Origin of the sequence: Paenibacillus allorhizosphaerae (assembly GCF_042659105.1) — a bacterium.
Lineage (GTDB): Bacteria > Bacillota > Bacilli > Paenibacillales > NBRC-103111 > Paenibacillus_G > Paenibacillus_G allorhizosphaerae.
Map to the genome: position 1 here is coordinate 149,269 of NZ_JBHSRV010000012.1, position 16,213 is coordinate 165,481.

Sequence of the window (16,213 nt, forward strand, 5' to 3'; positions counted from 1 at the left end):
GATGATTTGTATTTAATAGATCTGCTATTGGAAAGGCCTTAGAAATATAAATAAATTTCCCGATTTTTTTATAATCTAGCAAAAGTCAATAGGAACTATGAATTATAAAGAAAATTTAATGGAGCATTTCTGGAAATATTGTAATGAAATTTTAATAGAAATCTAATACAATAGATCTACATTGTCCAGAAGGTCAATGCCGCAGACGGGGACTATTCTCCTCCGACTTGGAGAGGGGTGGTCCAGTTCGTTCTGCAACGATCTTTGAAAATTACATATACAGGAGGAGAAACACATGTCTTACAAGGAACTGCGTAAGAAGATCAGTTCCGTTCTTGTGTCTGCCTTGCTCTTCGGTATGCTTGCGCCTGCAATGGCGTTCGGTGCGGAAGCAGTCAAACTCAAGGACATCACTGATTCTTATGCGAAGACCGAGATTCAAGCCCTTGTCGACGCAGGGATCGTATCCGGTTACGAAGACGGCAGCTTTCAACCAACTAAGGCGATGACTCGTGCCGAGCTGGCTAAAATCATCGTATTGGCATTAGGAAAAAAGGAGAACCCGGACAAAGCGGCGTCTTTTGCAGACGTAGATAAGAACAGCTGGTACCGTGGGTATGTCGGAGCTCTTGTGGAATCGGGCATTACCGATGGTACATCCGCTACGACTTTTTCCCCAGATGCTAAAGTAACGAGAGAAGAGCTTGTCGTATTCTTCGTACGGGCTATGGGCCTGGAAGAAACGGCTAAGAAGGTTGCGGCGGATGCTAAGCTTAGCGACTTGGCTCAAGTTTCAAGCTGGGCTAAGGCTCATGTGTCCCTTGCGTTCAAGATGGGCTTTGTACAAGGAATCGAGAACAACGACGGCACGCTCAGCTTTAACCCAAAAGCGAATGCAGAACGTCAAGCACTCGCGCGTTTGGCGTATGAGTTTAAGACAAACAAAGCCAAGTTCGTAGAGAAGGCGCAGGCTATTGCTAAAGCGGAAGAAAAACCATCTACTGGTGGTTCGACCGGTACTGGCAGCACTGGCGGCGGCGGTAGCTACGGTGGGGGCGGCGGCTATTCCGGCGGCGGATCCAACAACGCTTCAATCGCTGATCGTCTGAAAGCTGGAGAAACGCTTACTGGTAACGTCACATTAGGGGCGGGAACTTTCGGGCCGGAAGATGGAAAAACGGCTAAGATTGCCGGTACGTTGACTCTTGATCCAGGCGCTACAGGTACCGTTACTTTGAAGAACATCGAAGCGGACAATATTGTCGTAGCTTCCGGTGACAGCAATTCCATCCATCTGATTAACATTAAAATCAAAGTTAAGCTGACAGTTAATGCTTCGACTCAAACGGTTTCTGTTCGTATCGTTGCGGAAGGCACCACGACTGTAGCGGCAACGGAAGTTACTTCCAAAGCTATCGTTGAAAACGGTACAACAAACGGTGCGGCTTTCGGTGCGATCACGATTAAACCTACTGCCTCCAATCAACAAGTTGACTTGAAGGGTAATATCAGCAGCGCGATTAAAATTACCGGCGCTGTCACGTTGAATGTTTACGGCACGGTTGGTACGATTACGGCGGAAGAGGCTCTTACGTTGAATGCGTTGGCCGACTCCAACATCGGCACCATCCAATTGAATTCTGCTAAAGCCAACGTTTCTATTAGCGGTTCGGGCATTATCCAAAACATCATTGCTGCGGTTGCTGGAGCAGTGTTGAACATTGCCGACGGCAATGTAAAGATTCAGAAGCTTACGCTGAACGTAAAAATCACTTTGCAGGGCGATGTTGAAGTCATTAAAAACATTCCGATCGTCGTACCTGAAGGAAAAGATGTATCCGAATTTGTTGACGGCGCTGAAACCATTTTGGATGCCGTAAAACTTTCTTTTGCGATTGCTACTCTGCAAATCGGATATGCTGATGACGAAAACGCTGATGGCGTAAAAAGCAATCTGACACTTCCGACGAGTGCTTTGAATGGAGACGCATCGGTAACATGGAGTTCCGATAATGCAGCGGTGAACGCATCTAACGGTGAGGTTACCCGTCCTGCAGTTGGACAGCCAGACGCAGCCGTAACTTTGACGGCAACGGTCAAAGTAGGCACTTTGGAAGCAAAGAGAACCTTCAAAGTAACTGTTAAAGCGAAAACGGATGTTGTTGATCCTCAACTTCCGGGTACTGTGACGGGCATTACTTACACTTCTACTACAAACAGTATCATATTGAGCTGGTTACCTGCTGATAACGCGGTATCCTACGCAGTTTATATGTTGGATACGAAACTGGGTACGGTTACGAATACAACATATACAGTAGAAAACCTGAGCGCAGGTCAAACTTATAACTTCATTATTTACGCGTTGAACGCTGCAGGTATCGTTTCGAGTCCAAGCGCAACGTTTGCTGCTTCTACGTTGAGCCCTGTTGCTCCTCAATCCGTGACGATGACGGTATACGGAGTGTACTCCTCGGGTAACGGAACGGTTACATCTAACGTTTATGCTCTGAGTGCTGACGGAAGTGGAGTATACGATAACTCCGCTTATCCAGATAACAACTACCTTGTTGTGCAGTTCAGCGATTCCTTGGCAACAGATCAAGTGAACGGAACATTAAACTTTAGCGGGGCAACGGTTTCCGGGCTCGCAGGAGTGTCGACTTCCGTATACAATAGCGTTTACTTGGTGGTTTATTCGCCAACTGGCTTCCCGGCATTAACGACGACAAATTTAAGCATTATTGGAATTACGAAAACCGTAAGTTCACAAACATATTCTGTTGATCCGGTAACGGTAAAAGTTTTAGAGTAGTCCTAGTAGAGACTAGAACTTTTCATATTTTTATCCCCGAGTCAAGTCCTTCCGGACTTGACTCTTTTTCATTTACTCGCGGAGGACCGACCATGAAAGAAAACAAACTCGCGCTGCTGCTCCTTCCTCTTGTGCTCATAGCCGGCTTTCTCATCTATTGGTTCACGACGCCGACGGAGGTACAGCCGGATGCTGACTCCCGGTATAACCAGGCGCTCGCCTTCATTCAGCAAAACCGGCTGGATGAAGCGAAAATACTGCTCGAATCAGGTATAGCGGACAAACCCCAGGAAGGCAAATACGATTTCCAGCTCGGCAACATTGCCAGAAAGCAAAATCATGCGGACGAAGCGTACAAGCTATATGAAGCAGCAGCAGCCAAAACGCCACAATTAGTAGAAGCCTACAACAATATGGCAGCCCTAAAAATGGTGGATAATAAGTTAGACGAAGCTTTGACTGTCATCGAAAGCGGATTGAAGCAGCAGCCGGATTTTAAGGATTTGCAGTTTAAAAAGGGCCAAATTCTGTATATAAAAGGCGATTATGTTCAAGCGGAAACGGTACTAAAATCTTTATTAGGTGACCTGCAATACGTTGAAGCAGCCCGGTTTCTTGGCCTATCATTACTGAAGCAAAACCGTACCGAGGAAGCACTGGTCTATTTAAAGGAATACATAAATAAATCGCCGGCCGACAGTAAGGGCAAGGAAGAGATTCAAAAGATCATAAATGATCTCGAGAAAACAAAATAAAGTTTTGCCGGGGATTGCTCCGGCTATTTTTGTATCATTACCACACTGCTTGTTCACAATTTAGACACAAAATTTTAATCTAATTTTCAGGTTCGGTTAAGGTTGGGTTATGGTTCCGTCGGTATGCTGTTGTTGGTTAACCCGCATAAAAGATGGAAATGACTTGAATATGGAAAACGTGGCGACGATGGGAGGTTTTGACGTGCTTGAGGTCAAACAGGTCAGCAAATTGTACGAAAACCAGAGAGGGGTCCAAAGCATCGATTTTTCGATGAGTCGTGGAGAAATCGTCGGTTTTCTCGGGCCGAACGGCGCCGGCAAAACGACGACAATGCGGATGATCACCGGCTATTTGAATCCGACGCACGGCTCGATTACGATTGACGGGCTGTCCATGGCGGATCACCCGAAGAAGGCGCGGCAAAAGATCGGGTATTTGCCGGAGACGCCGCCGCTTTATCCGGAGATGTCGGTGACGGCGTATTTGCAATTTATCGCCGATCTAAGGGGCATCCCGGTCAAGGAGCAGAAGCGCCGCATCGGCGAGGTCGTTGAGCGACTTGGGCTGCAGGGGCGCGAGAAGCAAATCATTCGCAGCCTTTCCAAAGGCTACAAGCAGCGGATCGGCTTGGCGCAGGCGATTTTGCACAGCCCGGATCTGCTTGTTCTGGACGAGCCTACATCGGGCCTCGATCCGAAGCAGATCATTGAAATTCGCCAGCTCATTCGAGAGCTGGGCGAGAACCACACCGTGCTGCTCAGCACGCACATTTTGCCCGAAATCAACACGCTCTGCAACCGTGTGCTCATTATCAATCAAGGGCGCATCGTTCTCGACGGACAGCCGGACCGACTGGCGAACTCGATGGGTGAGACGTTCGAGGTATCGCTGGAAGTGAAAGGCCCGCGGGAAACGGTGCTGTCCGAGCTGCGCAACGTGCCGGGCGTCACCGCAGTACAGGAACTGACGCAGGAGGATACGGCTGCGGAAAGCACAGCTTTTGCTCAAACGGAGACGGAAGTGGATACCGAGGAAGCCGGTCAACCATCGACGGCGTCCAGTACGGCTGAAACAACAGCTTCTTCGAGCGGTACAGTAAAGGTCGTTGTGTCCGCGGCGGATCGCGTGGATGTACGCGAAGCTTTGTTCTATCGTCTCGCAGAACGGCGTTTGCCGATTCTTTCCATGAAGAAAGAATCACTCAGCCTGGAAGACATTTTCCTCAAGCTGACCACAAACGAATCGCTTGAGGCAGCGCAAACGGAAGACGCTTCCGATAAGGAGGTGACCTCGAATGCGTAGAACGCTTGCCATGGCAAGGAAAGAGCTGCAGCTCTATTTTTACTCGCCGATCGCTTACGCGGCGTTTGCTTTCTTTTTTGTAATTGCGGGGTACTTTTTCAGCGCGAACTTCCTGTACCCTCCATATATCATAGACGTGCGCCCGGTATTCGGAACCATCACGTTCGTGTTCCTGTTCATTATTCCGCTGCTCACGATGCGGCTTGTTTCCGATGAATTGCGTCAGGGAACGGATGAACTGCTGCTGACCTCACCGGCCAGCATCACGGAAATTATTATGGGGAAATATATCGCAGCTATCGTAGTGCAGCTGCTGCTTGTGGCAGGCAGCTTGATTTATCCCCTGATCCTGAGCATCTACGGCGATTTGGACCTGCCGGTTATGTGGATGTCCTTTCTGGCCATGTTCCTGATGGGAGCCGCTATGATGGCGGTCGGACTGTTTGCTTCCTCACTGTCGGCCCACCAAATGGTGTCCGGTATTGCGGGCTTTGCGATACTGCTGTTATTTTGGACGATCGAATGGCTGGGCGATTCCGTAGGCGGTAAAATTAAAGACTACCTCGGCATCTTCTCCATCGTAGGACGAGCCGGCGATTTACAAAAGGGCGTGCTCGATTTTGCCGATGTCATTTTTTATGTGACATTCATCGCGGTGTTTATCGTGCTCAGCATTCAAGTGCTCGAAAGAAAACGTTGGAGATAATCGACAACCGCTTTCACGCCGGGCAGGCGTGAAGCAGAAGGGGGAAAGGCAAGTGAACAAGTGGATTCGCGGAACGAACGCAGCGGTATTGTCGCTGGCCGTTATCGGCATATTTATCGTCGTCTCGATCTTTTTGAACTCAATGAAAAATTTGCAGGTCGATTTGACGCAAAATAAAAAGTTTACGTTGTCGGAACAGACGACCCAAGCGCTTAAGTCGCTTGACAAAGACGTACGCATCCTGTCGCTGACGAGCGATCAGACCGAACCGTTTATTAAACGGCAAGTCGTGGAATTGGCGCAGGAATACAAGAAGCGCAATAGCAAAATTACGTTCGACGAATACGATATGGTGCAAAATCCGGCGATTGCCAAACAGTACGATGTCGATCCATCCGGCGTTTTGGTAGTGGAGAGCGGTACGCAGAAAAAGACGATCTACTATTATGATATGTTTATTCCCGGGCAGCAGCAGGGCGAGTACCGGTTCAGCGGGGAGGAGAAGCTGACCCAGGCGATCGTCAATTTGAGCGCGAAGGAGAAGAGCAAAGTCTACTTCATGTCCGGCCATAACGAAATCCCGCTCAACCAGATGAACACGTGGAGAAGCGGGCTCGAAAGCTCGAACTATGAAGTGAAAGAGCTGAACCTGCTGCGCGAAGGCAAAATTCCGGACGATGCCGACATTTTGTTCATCATCGGCCCGGAGACGGACATCAGCGACAAAGAAACCGAATTGATCAAAAATTACATGAACGGCAAGGGCAAGCTGTATATGGCCCTGGGCTTTAATAAAGACATGGTGTCCGGCTGGAAAAATATCGACGGCCTGATGGCGACTTACGGCATCAAAGATCAGCATGCGATTGCCATTGAGCCGAAGCAAAGCGTACTTTACGATCCGCTCACGATCATTCCGGAGTACGGTTTCCATGACATTACAACGAAGCTTCAGCAGTACAACCTGCTGACGATGATGACGCTAGCGGTATCGCTCGGCAACGAGCCTGTAGCGGATTTCCCGGCTACGGCCATCTTGAAGACGACCGACAAAGCTTACGGCGAAACCGATCTGAAGCTTCTGGCCGACAGCAGCCGCAGCGCGCTGGACGATAAAGACGTGAAGGGGCCGCTCAATCTGGGCTATGTCGTCGAGAGCAAAGACAAGAAGCCGAAGGCGGTCGTGCTCGGCGGCTCTACGTTCCTTGTAGATCGCGTTATCCAGCAGCAGGGCAACCGCGATTTCGCGCTGAACAGCGTGGGCTGGCTGCACGAGCAAAAAGATCAAGTGACGATCCGTCCGCGTGAAGGCGATGCGCTTCAACAGGCGCTGCTCACCGGCAGTCAGGCGAAGATGATTTTCTACGGTACGGTGCTTGTATTCCCGTTACTCTTCCTTGTCGTCGGCGGGACGATTTGGTGGAGGAGGAGAAAAGGATGAAACGGCTCATTCCGACCATTGTTTTGCTCGTCGTGTGCATCGGGGGCTTCTGGTATGCATCCAGCAAAGACTTTTTTAAAGAGAAAAAGCCGGAGCCTGCCGCAGTGGTTGCTGTGAAAAAGGAAGAAGTGGCAAGCTACACGATTAAGAAAGAAAACGGTGTAATTGAAATGCAGCAAAAAGACGGCAAATGGTCCATGACCAAGCCGGCGCCGCTGCCGCTAAACGGTTATTCTCCTGCCGGTTGGGTCGATTCGTTGAATGGGGCGACGAAGGAAAAGACGGTGAACGCGAATCCGTCCGACCTTGCCCAATTCGGGCTTGACCAGCCGAAGCAGGAATTTACGGTAACGCTGACGAACGGAACCACACATAAGCTATCGATCGGCAACCCTCTGCCGGTGCCGGGTTTCTCTTACGCGAAGTTCGACAGTTCGCCGGAGGTATTCCAGATCAGCGATGAAAAAGTCAAGTCGCTGGCGAAGGAACCGATCGACTTTATGGAAAAGAGTCCGTTCACCGTCCATTACGAGGAAATTCGTTCGTTGACGGTAGATTGGAAAGGCCTGAAATGGACGCTGACCAAAAGCGATCCGTCCAAGGCGTCGTATGATTCGAATTGGAAGCTTGGCGACAAAGAGATCAAGGGCTCGGATGCGTCTGGAATCCTCGATAAAACCGCGTTTATCTCATCGAATGAGATGGTAAAACGAGTGGCTGAGGTAAAGCTGGATGCACCGGAGCTAAGAGTAGAAATGAAAGATGTCGACAAAGACAACAAGGAGACGACGACGGTCTATGTCGGCAAAGTCGACGGAGACAACGTATGGATCGCCAAGCAGGGCGGGGATTGGGCATACACCATCCCGGCGGCGACCGTGCAGGAGCTGGCCGATAAAGCCAAGGATGTGCTTGCAGCTGCTCAAAAATAACGAAGCGTAAGCAATGCGCCTTTTGATCCACCTAACAGGGATCAAAAGGTGTTTTTGTTTTGTTGGAAATTTTTTTAAAAATACCGTCGCCAGACATACATATTTTCCCACAAAACGGGCAACCTAAAATTTGTCATTTACGAAAGGAGGAACACGTGATGTATCAAGGACAACAACAGCAGCAACAGCAAGGGATGAACACGGTAAGCTCCAAGGAATTGGCGTACATAACGGATTGTTTGAAAAATGAGGAGCTGCTTGCCAAACTCGCCGTTCAAGGCGCGGCGGAGAGCACGACACCGCAACTGAAGCAAAAATTGTCGCAAATCGCGCAGGACCGTCTGCAAAATACGGATCAATTGCTGCGTACGTTACAGCAGTACACACAAATGACTCACTAATATAGAAGGAGGTGCTAGAGGGTATGTATCAACAGCAAAACTTTTTTGGGCAGCAGCAGTCGGGACAAACGCAGCATTTTCATTTGCAGGAGCAGGATGCGGGCAATTTGGTGCTTTCCGAATTGAAGCGCGCCGCGCGTGAATATACAACGGCTGCGCTGGAGTCCACACATCCGGCGATTCGCCAAACGTTTGCCAGCTTGACGCAAAAATCGCTCCAGGATCAAGCGGAGCTGTTCAACGCCTTGTCCCAAATGCAAGGCTACGGCTCGGTAAAAATGGCTTCCCAGCAAGAGGTGCAGCAGGAGCTGCAGCAGCAAATCCGCAAAGCGGAACAGCTGCAATCATTGGTTCACCAAGCGCTGCAGCACAGCAATTTTTCTGCGGCCGGTTTGTACCAACAACAACAAACGCAGCAGCAAGCCCAGCAAACGCAGCAGTCGTACGGTGTGCAAAATGAAGCTTTTGCACAAGCTCAATCCTACCCCTCCGGCTATGGAAGCGGATCTGCAGGGTACGCGAGCCAAGGTGCAATATCTTCCGGCAGCGGTGCAGTTGGGGGTTACGGCAGTCAAGGAACGGCGTCGTCCGGCAGCACACCCGGCTATAGCGGCGGGTCTTATTCCGAGCAGGGCTATGGTCAAATCGGGAGCCCGAGCTATACCCCTTCTACTGGCGCAGCGCATGGATATGCAGGATCCTTGTCGCAGGAAGACGCTTCGTTGAAATCGTCCGTTTCCGGTACCGATCAACAGGAGTATTACTCTGCAAGATCGGCGCAGGATTATGCGAGCAATCAATATTCAAGCGGCAGCACGCCGGAATCGTACGGTTTGAAAAATCAATCGGAGCAAACGTACAGCGCATCCGGCAGTGCGACTTCGGCGCGACAAAGCGGCAGCTACAGCATCGGCGCGGTAAACCAAAACGCAGGTACGTCGATGAGCGGTTCTGCCTCGAATGCTGCCGGCGCATCCAGTAATAAACAGCAGTATAGCGTCGGCTCGTCCCGCAACGGCAAGTATATGATGTAGCGTGAGCAAGCCCCGCAGCCTGGTAATCAGGAGCGGGGCTTTATTACGTCTGCAGGAAACATCAGTACCATGTAAAAAGCCCCCTTGTATGATCCTTCCCCCTGAATCTTCACTTCACAACGAGAGCCCAGTATCGAATAAGAGAAACCCGTACAGAACCTTCACGTGTCGTATAGTTTTTCGTTTTTTAACCATAATACGAAAAAATGCACAAAACAACGTTAAGTATGGGAGGGTTCTTTTTCATGAGAACGATATGGATTGCTTTGGTAGCGGCTGCCATGCTGCTTGGTGGTTGTCAGCAGCAAAGAAATGTGCAGGACGACATGAAAATGCAAACACTGCAGAAAACCGTGGGCCGCGATCGGCTGCTTCATACGTTTAGCCAAATTACGCCGCCTCCAATGGGCAAAGAAATGATGGACCAGCCGGACGATCTGTTGATTACATGGATCAAGCAAGTGGACGATTGGACATATCGGGTGCTGTCCTCCCCTGTAACGGGTGAAATGGACACATACGCCATGAGAGAGATGAGGACGCATCTGATGCAAATATATAGCTTGGAGATGGCGGAGAAGCTCATCGCCGGTTTTTATCGCTACGACCCGTCGTCCACGACGTATAAGGCGAACAGCACACGCGCGATGCTCAATCTCCGCAGCGAGTGGGGGCGATATGAAGTGAAAAAGACGCAGCCGGCTCAAGATCAGTATAAAATATCGCTGCAGGGCGCAACGGACTTTGATCACGCCCGGTCGATGATGCATCATGAATCCGTATATCAAGTCAAAGATAATCGTCTCATTATTATGGAATTTAAAACAAAGGCGTAACAATCCTTCAAAAGCTATGGATCGGCTTCGTAATCGAAGCAGTAAAGTTCGCGCTATCTTGTGGACGCTTTACTGCTTTATTTTTTTGATTTGTATACGAACAAACATTCTATTATTATGGTATAATAGATGAGCGGCAGGATCGTAGATTGACACCGACTATGGGGTAGCATAGACTATTTTTAGACAAGCTGAAACGCTCGATAGTATCCTTCGGATGCTGCGAAAGCTTGCTTTGTATAGACCGACAGGAGGATTACCTGTGCATTTGCGAATGGACCAATGGAAGCATGCATTTAAACTCGATCCTGACCGGGATTTGTCCGACGATGCGCTTGAGAAGATTTGCCTATCGGGTACCGATGCGGTCATGGTTGGCGGTTCGACAGGCGTTACGTTCGACAATACGGTCGATTTGCTGGCCCGCATTCGCCGATATGAGGTTCCGTGCGTTCTCGAAGTATCGAACCGTGAAGCGATCGTGCCGGGGTTCGATTTATTCATGATTCCAATCGTATTGAACGCCAAGAACACCGATTGGATCGTAGGACAGCAGCACGGGGCGATCAAGGAATACGGAGCGATCCTAGATTGGAAACAAATGATGACCGAGGGCTACATTATAATGAACGGGAACTCGGCTGTGGCGAATGTCACCGAAGCGGACGTGAAGCTATCGCTGAAGGATGTCGAGGCTTACGCACGTTTGGCGGAACATTTGTTCCGGTGCCCGGTCGTCTACCTCGAATACAGCGGCATATTCGGTGACATGGAGTGGGTCCGTCGAATCCGCGGGCTGCTTAGCGAATCAAGGCTGTTTTACGGCGGCGGGATCGATGGGCCGGATAAAGCGCGGGAAGCGGCCCAAGCGGCGCACACCATCGTTGTAGGCAATGCGGTCTACAATGATCTGGAACAGGCGCTCGCGACCGTAAAAGCAGTCCGTGAATAAGGAAAGAAAGGAAATTCATAGAACAATGATGAATGAACCTGTTGATATAATGAAAGCTGTGCAAAAATTGAATCCGCAGCAGCGGCGCGCCGTCGAAACGGTGGACGGGCCGCTGCTGATCATGGCTGGAGCGGGGAGTGGCAAGACCCGAGTGCTGACGCATCGGATTGCGTACCTCATCGCCACGCGTAAAGCCGCGCCATGGAGCATACTGGCCATTACCTTTACGAACAAAGCGGCGCGTGAGATGCAGGAGCGGGTAGGCGCGCTCGTCGGCCCGCAGGGACAAGATATTTGGGTATCGACGTTTCACTCGATGTGCGTCCGGATTTTGCGCAGGGATGTAAGCCGAATCGGCTTCACTTCCAATTTTACGATCCTGGATTCGGGCGACCAGCTATCCGTCATCAAGAACTGCATGAAGGAGCTTAACATCGATACGAAGAAGTTCGAGCCGAAAGCGGTTCAGGCGGCCATGGGCAATGCGAAAAACGAATTGCTGACGCCTGAAAAGTTGGAGAGCAAGATCGGCGATTATTTTGACGGCATTGTGGCGAAAGTATACAAGTTGTACCAGAAAAAGCTGAGAAGCAACAATTCGCTAGACTTCGACGACCTGATCATGACGACGATTCAATTGTTTCAGGAAGTGCCCGAAGTGCTGGAATTTTACCAAAACAAGTTCCAATATCTCCATGTCGACGAGTATCAGGATACGAACCGTGCACAATATATGCTGTGCCGAATGCTGGCGGATAAATATAAACGCATATGCGTCGTCGGCGACAGCGATCAGTCGATTTACCGTTGGCGCGGTGCGGATATAAGCAATATTCTTGATTTTGAGAAAGACTATCCGAAAGCGACCACCATTTTGCTGGAGCAAAACTACCGTTCCACCTCCAATATATTGAACGCCGCGAACAAGGTCATCGCGAACAATATGGGCCGTAAGGCAAAGAATCTGTGGACCGATAAGGGCGAAGGCAATAAGATCAAGCTGTACCAAGCGGACTCGGAGCATGAGGAAGGGTACTTCATCACCGGTGAAATCCGTAAAAACGTCGACGGAGGCAGGCGGTTCAACGACCATGCCATTCTGTACCGGACCAACGCCCAATCACGGGTCATGGAGGAAATATTGATCAAGTCCGACATCCCGTACCAAATTGTCGGCGGCGTCAAGTTCTATGACCGCAAAGAAATTAAAGATATTTTGGCCTACTTGCGGCTCGTTTCCAATCCGGATGACGACATTTCGTTTGCCAGGGTCGTTAACGTGCCGAAACGTGGCATCGGGGATGCGACCGTCGATAAGCTTGGGGAACTCGCCGGACGCTATGGGGTATCGATGTTCGCCATGTTGGAAAATGCGGAGATGCTCGAGATCGGTGCACGTGCGCGAAATGCCCTGTCCGATTTCCGCGATATGATTGAGAATCTGTACCGGATGACCGAGTATTTGTCCGTTACCGAGCTCACCGAGAAAGTGCTGGAAATGTCCGGCTACCGGGAAGAGCTGAAACGCGAAAATACAATCGAATCGCAGGCGCGGCTTGAAAACATCGATGAGCTTTTGTCCGTGACGATGGATTTCGAGAAGCGCAACGACGATAAATCGCTTGTTTCGTTTTTGACGGATCTTGCCTTGATTGCGGATATCGATTCGATGAACGAGGACCCCGAAGCGGGAAAAAGCGGCGTCGTGCTCATGACGATGCATAGCGCCAAGGGACTCGAGTTTCCCGTCGTCTTTATTATGGGTCTGGAGGAAGGCGTATTCCCTCATAGCCGGGCTTTGATGGACAATGAAGAGCTTGAGGAGGAGCGACGCCTTGCATACGTAGGCATCACGCGCGCCGAAGAAGAGCTGTTCCTCACATGCGCGCGGATGCGCACGCTGTTCGGCCGTACGACGGCTAATGCGCCGTCACGATTTTTGACTGAGCTCCCGCATGAGCTCGTCGAGTCCGTGCGCGCCGGCGGAGGGTTTGGCCGCAGCGGCGGCTCGAGTGCTTGGGGCGGCGGGGAGCGCCGCTTTGGCAGCACTGGCGGCTTCGGCAGCCCGGCGGGCGCACCCGCCGCCGCTGGAGCGAGCCGCGCGCCCGTGAGCTTCCGCAGCGGCACCGGAGCTGCGCCGGCGGCCGCCGCGGCACCGAAGACGCCCGTGCAGGACTTCGCCATGGGCGATAAAGTCCAGCACGGCAAGTGGGGAACCGGCGTCATCGTCGCCATCAAAGGCTCGGGGGACGATACCGAGCTGCAGATCGCTTTCCCGGCTCCCGTCGGCGTGAAACGGCTGCTTGCCAAATTTGCGCCGATTACGAAGCAGAGCTAGACTGCAATCTTATGTGCATCATCGACTTCTAACATAAATTGCTGTAGCCAATATGGTTTGCAACGATATCGGGCCACCCGATGCCGCCGTTGCAACGCGAGAGGATGGAACCCGGATGCCGGACGCTTTCGAAACGATGGAAGCCCTCATCGAAGAGATCAGCAAACATAACTATCATTATTATACGCTGGATGAGCCGACGATCAGCGATGCCGAGTGGGATGCGCTGTACGCCAAGCTTTTGCAGCTCGAAGCCGAGACCGGCGTCGTATTGCCGCATTCGCCAACCGCCAGGGTGGGCGGTGAACTGCTGAAAGGCTTTGAGGAGCATCGGCATTTGGCGCGGCTCTGGAGCCTCGACAAGGCTCAAAACCACGACGATCTGATGGCGTGGCATACCCGCGCCCAAAAGCTCGTAAACGACTACAATGCGCAAAATCCGGGTAATCCGCTGCCACCGCTTTCCTTCGTGCTTGAGCTGAAATTCGACGGTCTAACGCTAAACCTGACTTATGATCATGGCGAACTGGTGCAGGCTGCCACGAGGGGGAGCGGGGTTGTCGGTGAAGGCATCTTGGCCCAGGTGAAGACGATCAAGTCCATTCCTTTGAAAATTCCATACAACGAAGGAATTATCGAAGTGCAGGGCGAAGGAATTATGAATTTGTCCGTGCTGGGCGCATACAACGAGACGGCCGTGGAACCGCTGAAAAATGCACGCAACGCTGCCGCCGGCGCCCTCCGTAACTTGAACCCGAAGGTGACGTCGGAACGGAAGCTGAACGCATATTTTTACAACATAGGTTATTCTGATTCGGTGCAATTTGAGAACCATCAGCAAATGTCCGTGTTTTTGCGTGACAACAAATTCAAGGTAAGCCCGTACCTCAAGTTTTTCGATAACATCGAAGCGGTGGAAGAAGAGCTTCAAAACGTCGTTTCCATGCGGAATACGTTTGATTTTTTAATCGACGGTCTCGTTGTGAAAATAACCGATATGCGCACCCGCGAAGTGTTGGGATACACCGACAAGTTCCCGCGCTGGGCGGTCGCCTATAAATTCGAAGCCGAGGAAGCGGTGACCACGCTGCTTGGCGTGAACTGGAACGTGGGGCGCACCGGGAAAGTGACGCCGACGGCGCGCGTAGAGGCCGTAGACATTGCCGGCGTGACGGTACAAAACTGCACGCTCAACAATATGGACGATATCGAGCGCAAAAACTTGAAGCATGCTTTGGGCAGTCTCGTGTATATTCGTCGTTCCAACGACGTCATTCCGGAAATTCTCGGCAAAGTGACCGAAGAGTCGGACGGAGAGGAGATCGTTCCTCCCACAACGTGTCCGGCTTGCGGCAGCGCGTTGGAGCTGAAGGGGGCGCACCTGTTCTGCACGAACCGGTTTGATTGCAGACCGCAGTTGGTCGGTCGAATTACGCATTTCGCCTCTCGCGATGCGATGGATATCGATACGTTCAGCGAAAAGACGGCGGAACAGTTATACGACGAGTTGGCTGTTAAAGACCCTGCGGATTTATACAGCCTGACGTTTGACGACCTGATCAAGCTCGATCGATTTGGAACGAAAAAGGCAGAAAAGCTGCTGGCCGCTTTTGAAAATAGCAAAGTATGCGATTTGGCTTCTTTCCTATTTGCTTTAGGCATACCGAATACGGGAAAGACGACGACGAAGGTGTTGGCCGACCATTTCGGAAATTTGGATAAGCTGATGCAAGCCGAGCCGGAGGAACTTGTGGCGCTTCACGATATCGGCGGCATCGTGGCCGAGAGCATTGCCGGGTTTTTCCGTGATCCTGCGATGCAGCGAAGCATTGAGCGTCTTCTTGCCGCGGGTGTGCAGCCTCAGGCGGAGGAAAAGCAGACGGCGACTAACGAAGCCGGTCCGTTTTACGGCAAGACTGTGGTTTTGACCGGAACACTCTCCATTATGGGCAGAGATGAGTGCGCCAAAAAACTGGAACGTCTCGGAGCGAAAGTGACAGGGAGCGTATCCAAGAAGACGGACATCGTGATTGCGGGCGAAAGCGCGGGGAGCAAGCTGACCAAGGCGCAGGAGCTCGGCATCTGGATTATCGACAATGAAGAGGAACTTTTGCAGCTGCTTGGAGAAGCGTAAGACTCTAGTATGGAATGTGACCGCCGTTATCGCTTTGCGATCGGCGGTTTTCTTTTGTTAATCACAGGGTGCTCTTGGGCTGAAATCGACGATTTGGACTTGCTCATTCATATAATTGCGAATGATAAATTGTGGAAATAAATGGTTTATAGCATGCCGAAAAAATACAGTTGCAATTGCCCCCCGATTTATGATACATTATTGCTTGCCGCCAAGAACGACGGTTTGAATGTAAAGCCGGACAAGCGGTAGGAAAAAAAGTTAGTTGCAAAACATGTCGAATAATGATAAGATAATTTCTTGTCACGGCAAAATGATTTGCTGCTAGACGAAAGCTCTTTGAAAACTGAACAAATGAATTCGAATGCTAAGCGTTATTGAATTTTTTGAGCTAATCAGCTTACATTATAGCGAACATCGCCTTCGGGTGATGGGAGCAATTTGTATCAATTTCGGTCTTCGGTCCGAAAATGATACTTTAATGGAGAGTTTGATCCTGGCTCAGGACGAACGCTGGCGGCGTGCCTAATACATGCAAGTCGAGCGAGGGTCTTCGGACCCTAGCG

The 16,213-nt window shown here is 50.8% G+C and carries 12 protein-coding genes and 1 rRNA gene; all 13 read left to right on the plus strand.

Annotated elements, in window-relative coordinates:
- Nucleotides 1–295 precede the first annotated feature (295 nt).
- Nucleotides 296–2,815 carry an S-layer homology domain-containing protein gene (locus ACFQI7_RS29880; RefSeq protein ID WP_218102473.1) on the plus strand — a complete coding sequence of 840 codons (2,520 nt, stop codon included), beginning with the start codon at nucleotides 296–298 and terminating at the stop codon, nucleotides 2,813–2,815.
- A 92-nt stretch (nucleotides 2,816–2,907) separates the two neighbouring features.
- Nucleotides 2,908–3,570, plus strand: a complete 663-nt coding sequence (locus ACFQI7_RS29885) for a tetratricopeptide repeat protein (RefSeq protein ID WP_218102472.1) — start codon at nucleotides 2,908–2,910, stop codon at nucleotides 3,568–3,570.
- A gap of 169 nt (nucleotides 3,571–3,739) precedes the next feature.
- Nucleotides 3,740–4,873 (plus strand): ABC transporter ATP-binding protein, encoded by a 1,134-nt coding sequence (locus ACFQI7_RS29890; RefSeq protein WP_230415604.1) that lies wholly within the window; start codon nucleotides 3,740–3,742, stop codon nucleotides 4,871–4,873.
- Nucleotides 4,866–5,579, plus strand: coding sequence for an ABC transporter permease subunit (locus ACFQI7_RS29895; RefSeq protein WP_218102471.1), 714 nt, complete (start codon nucleotides 4,866–4,868; stop codon nucleotides 5,577–5,579). Before ACFQI7_RS29890 ends, ACFQI7_RS29895 begins: the two co-directional genes overlap by 8 nt.
- A gap of 52 nt (nucleotides 5,580–5,631) precedes the next feature.
- Entirely contained in the window at nucleotides 5,632–7,020 is a 1,389-nt protein-coding gene (locus ACFQI7_RS29900; protein WP_218102470.1) for a GldG family protein, read from the plus strand.
- Nucleotides 7,017–7,952, plus strand: a complete 936-nt coding sequence (locus ACFQI7_RS29905) for a DUF4340 domain-containing protein (protein WP_218102469.1) — start codon at nucleotides 7,017–7,019, stop codon at nucleotides 7,950–7,952. The genes ACFQI7_RS29900 and ACFQI7_RS29905 overlap by 4 nt, the downstream gene beginning before the upstream one ends.
- 158 nt (nucleotides 7,953–8,110) lie before the next feature.
- Nucleotides 8,111–8,353 (plus strand): spore coat protein, encoded by a 243-nt coding sequence (locus tag ACFQI7_RS29910; RefSeq protein WP_218102468.1) that lies wholly within the window; start codon nucleotides 8,111–8,113, stop codon nucleotides 8,351–8,353.
- A gap of 23 nt (nucleotides 8,354–8,376) precedes the next feature.
- Nucleotides 8,377–9,387, plus strand: a complete 1,011-nt coding sequence (locus ACFQI7_RS29915; protein WP_218102467.1) for a spore coat protein — start codon at nucleotides 8,377–8,379, stop codon at nucleotides 9,385–9,387.
- Between the two features lie 245 nt (nucleotides 9,388–9,632).
- The gene (locus tag ACFQI7_RS29920; protein WP_218102466.1) at nucleotides 9,633–10,223 is read left to right on the plus strand and encodes a hypothetical protein; all 591 of its coding nucleotides are present in this window, start codon (nucleotides 9,633–9,635) and stop codon (nucleotides 10,221–10,223) included.
- 274 nt (nucleotides 10,224–10,497) lie between these two features.
- Nucleotides 10,498–11,175, plus strand: a complete 678-nt coding sequence (locus tag ACFQI7_RS29925; RefSeq protein ID WP_218102513.1) for a heptaprenylglyceryl phosphate synthase — start codon at nucleotides 10,498–10,500, stop codon at nucleotides 11,173–11,175.
- Between the two features lie 25 nt (nucleotides 11,176–11,200).
- The gene (gene pcrA, locus ACFQI7_RS29930) at nucleotides 11,201–13,513 is read left to right on the plus strand and encodes a DNA helicase PcrA (RefSeq protein ID WP_218102465.1); all 2,313 of its coding nucleotides are present in this window, start codon (nucleotides 11,201–11,203) and stop codon (nucleotides 13,511–13,513) included.
- 115 nt (nucleotides 13,514–13,628) lie between these two features.
- The gene (gene ligA / locus ACFQI7_RS29935; protein WP_218102464.1) at nucleotides 13,629–15,647 is read left to right on the plus strand and encodes an NAD-dependent DNA ligase LigA; all 2,019 of its coding nucleotides are present in this window, start codon (nucleotides 13,629–13,631) and stop codon (nucleotides 15,645–15,647) included.
- Nucleotides 15,648–16,125: 478 nt separating this feature from the next.
- Nucleotides 16,126–16,213, plus strand: a 16S ribosomal RNA gene (locus ACFQI7_RS29940); the annotation flags it as partial.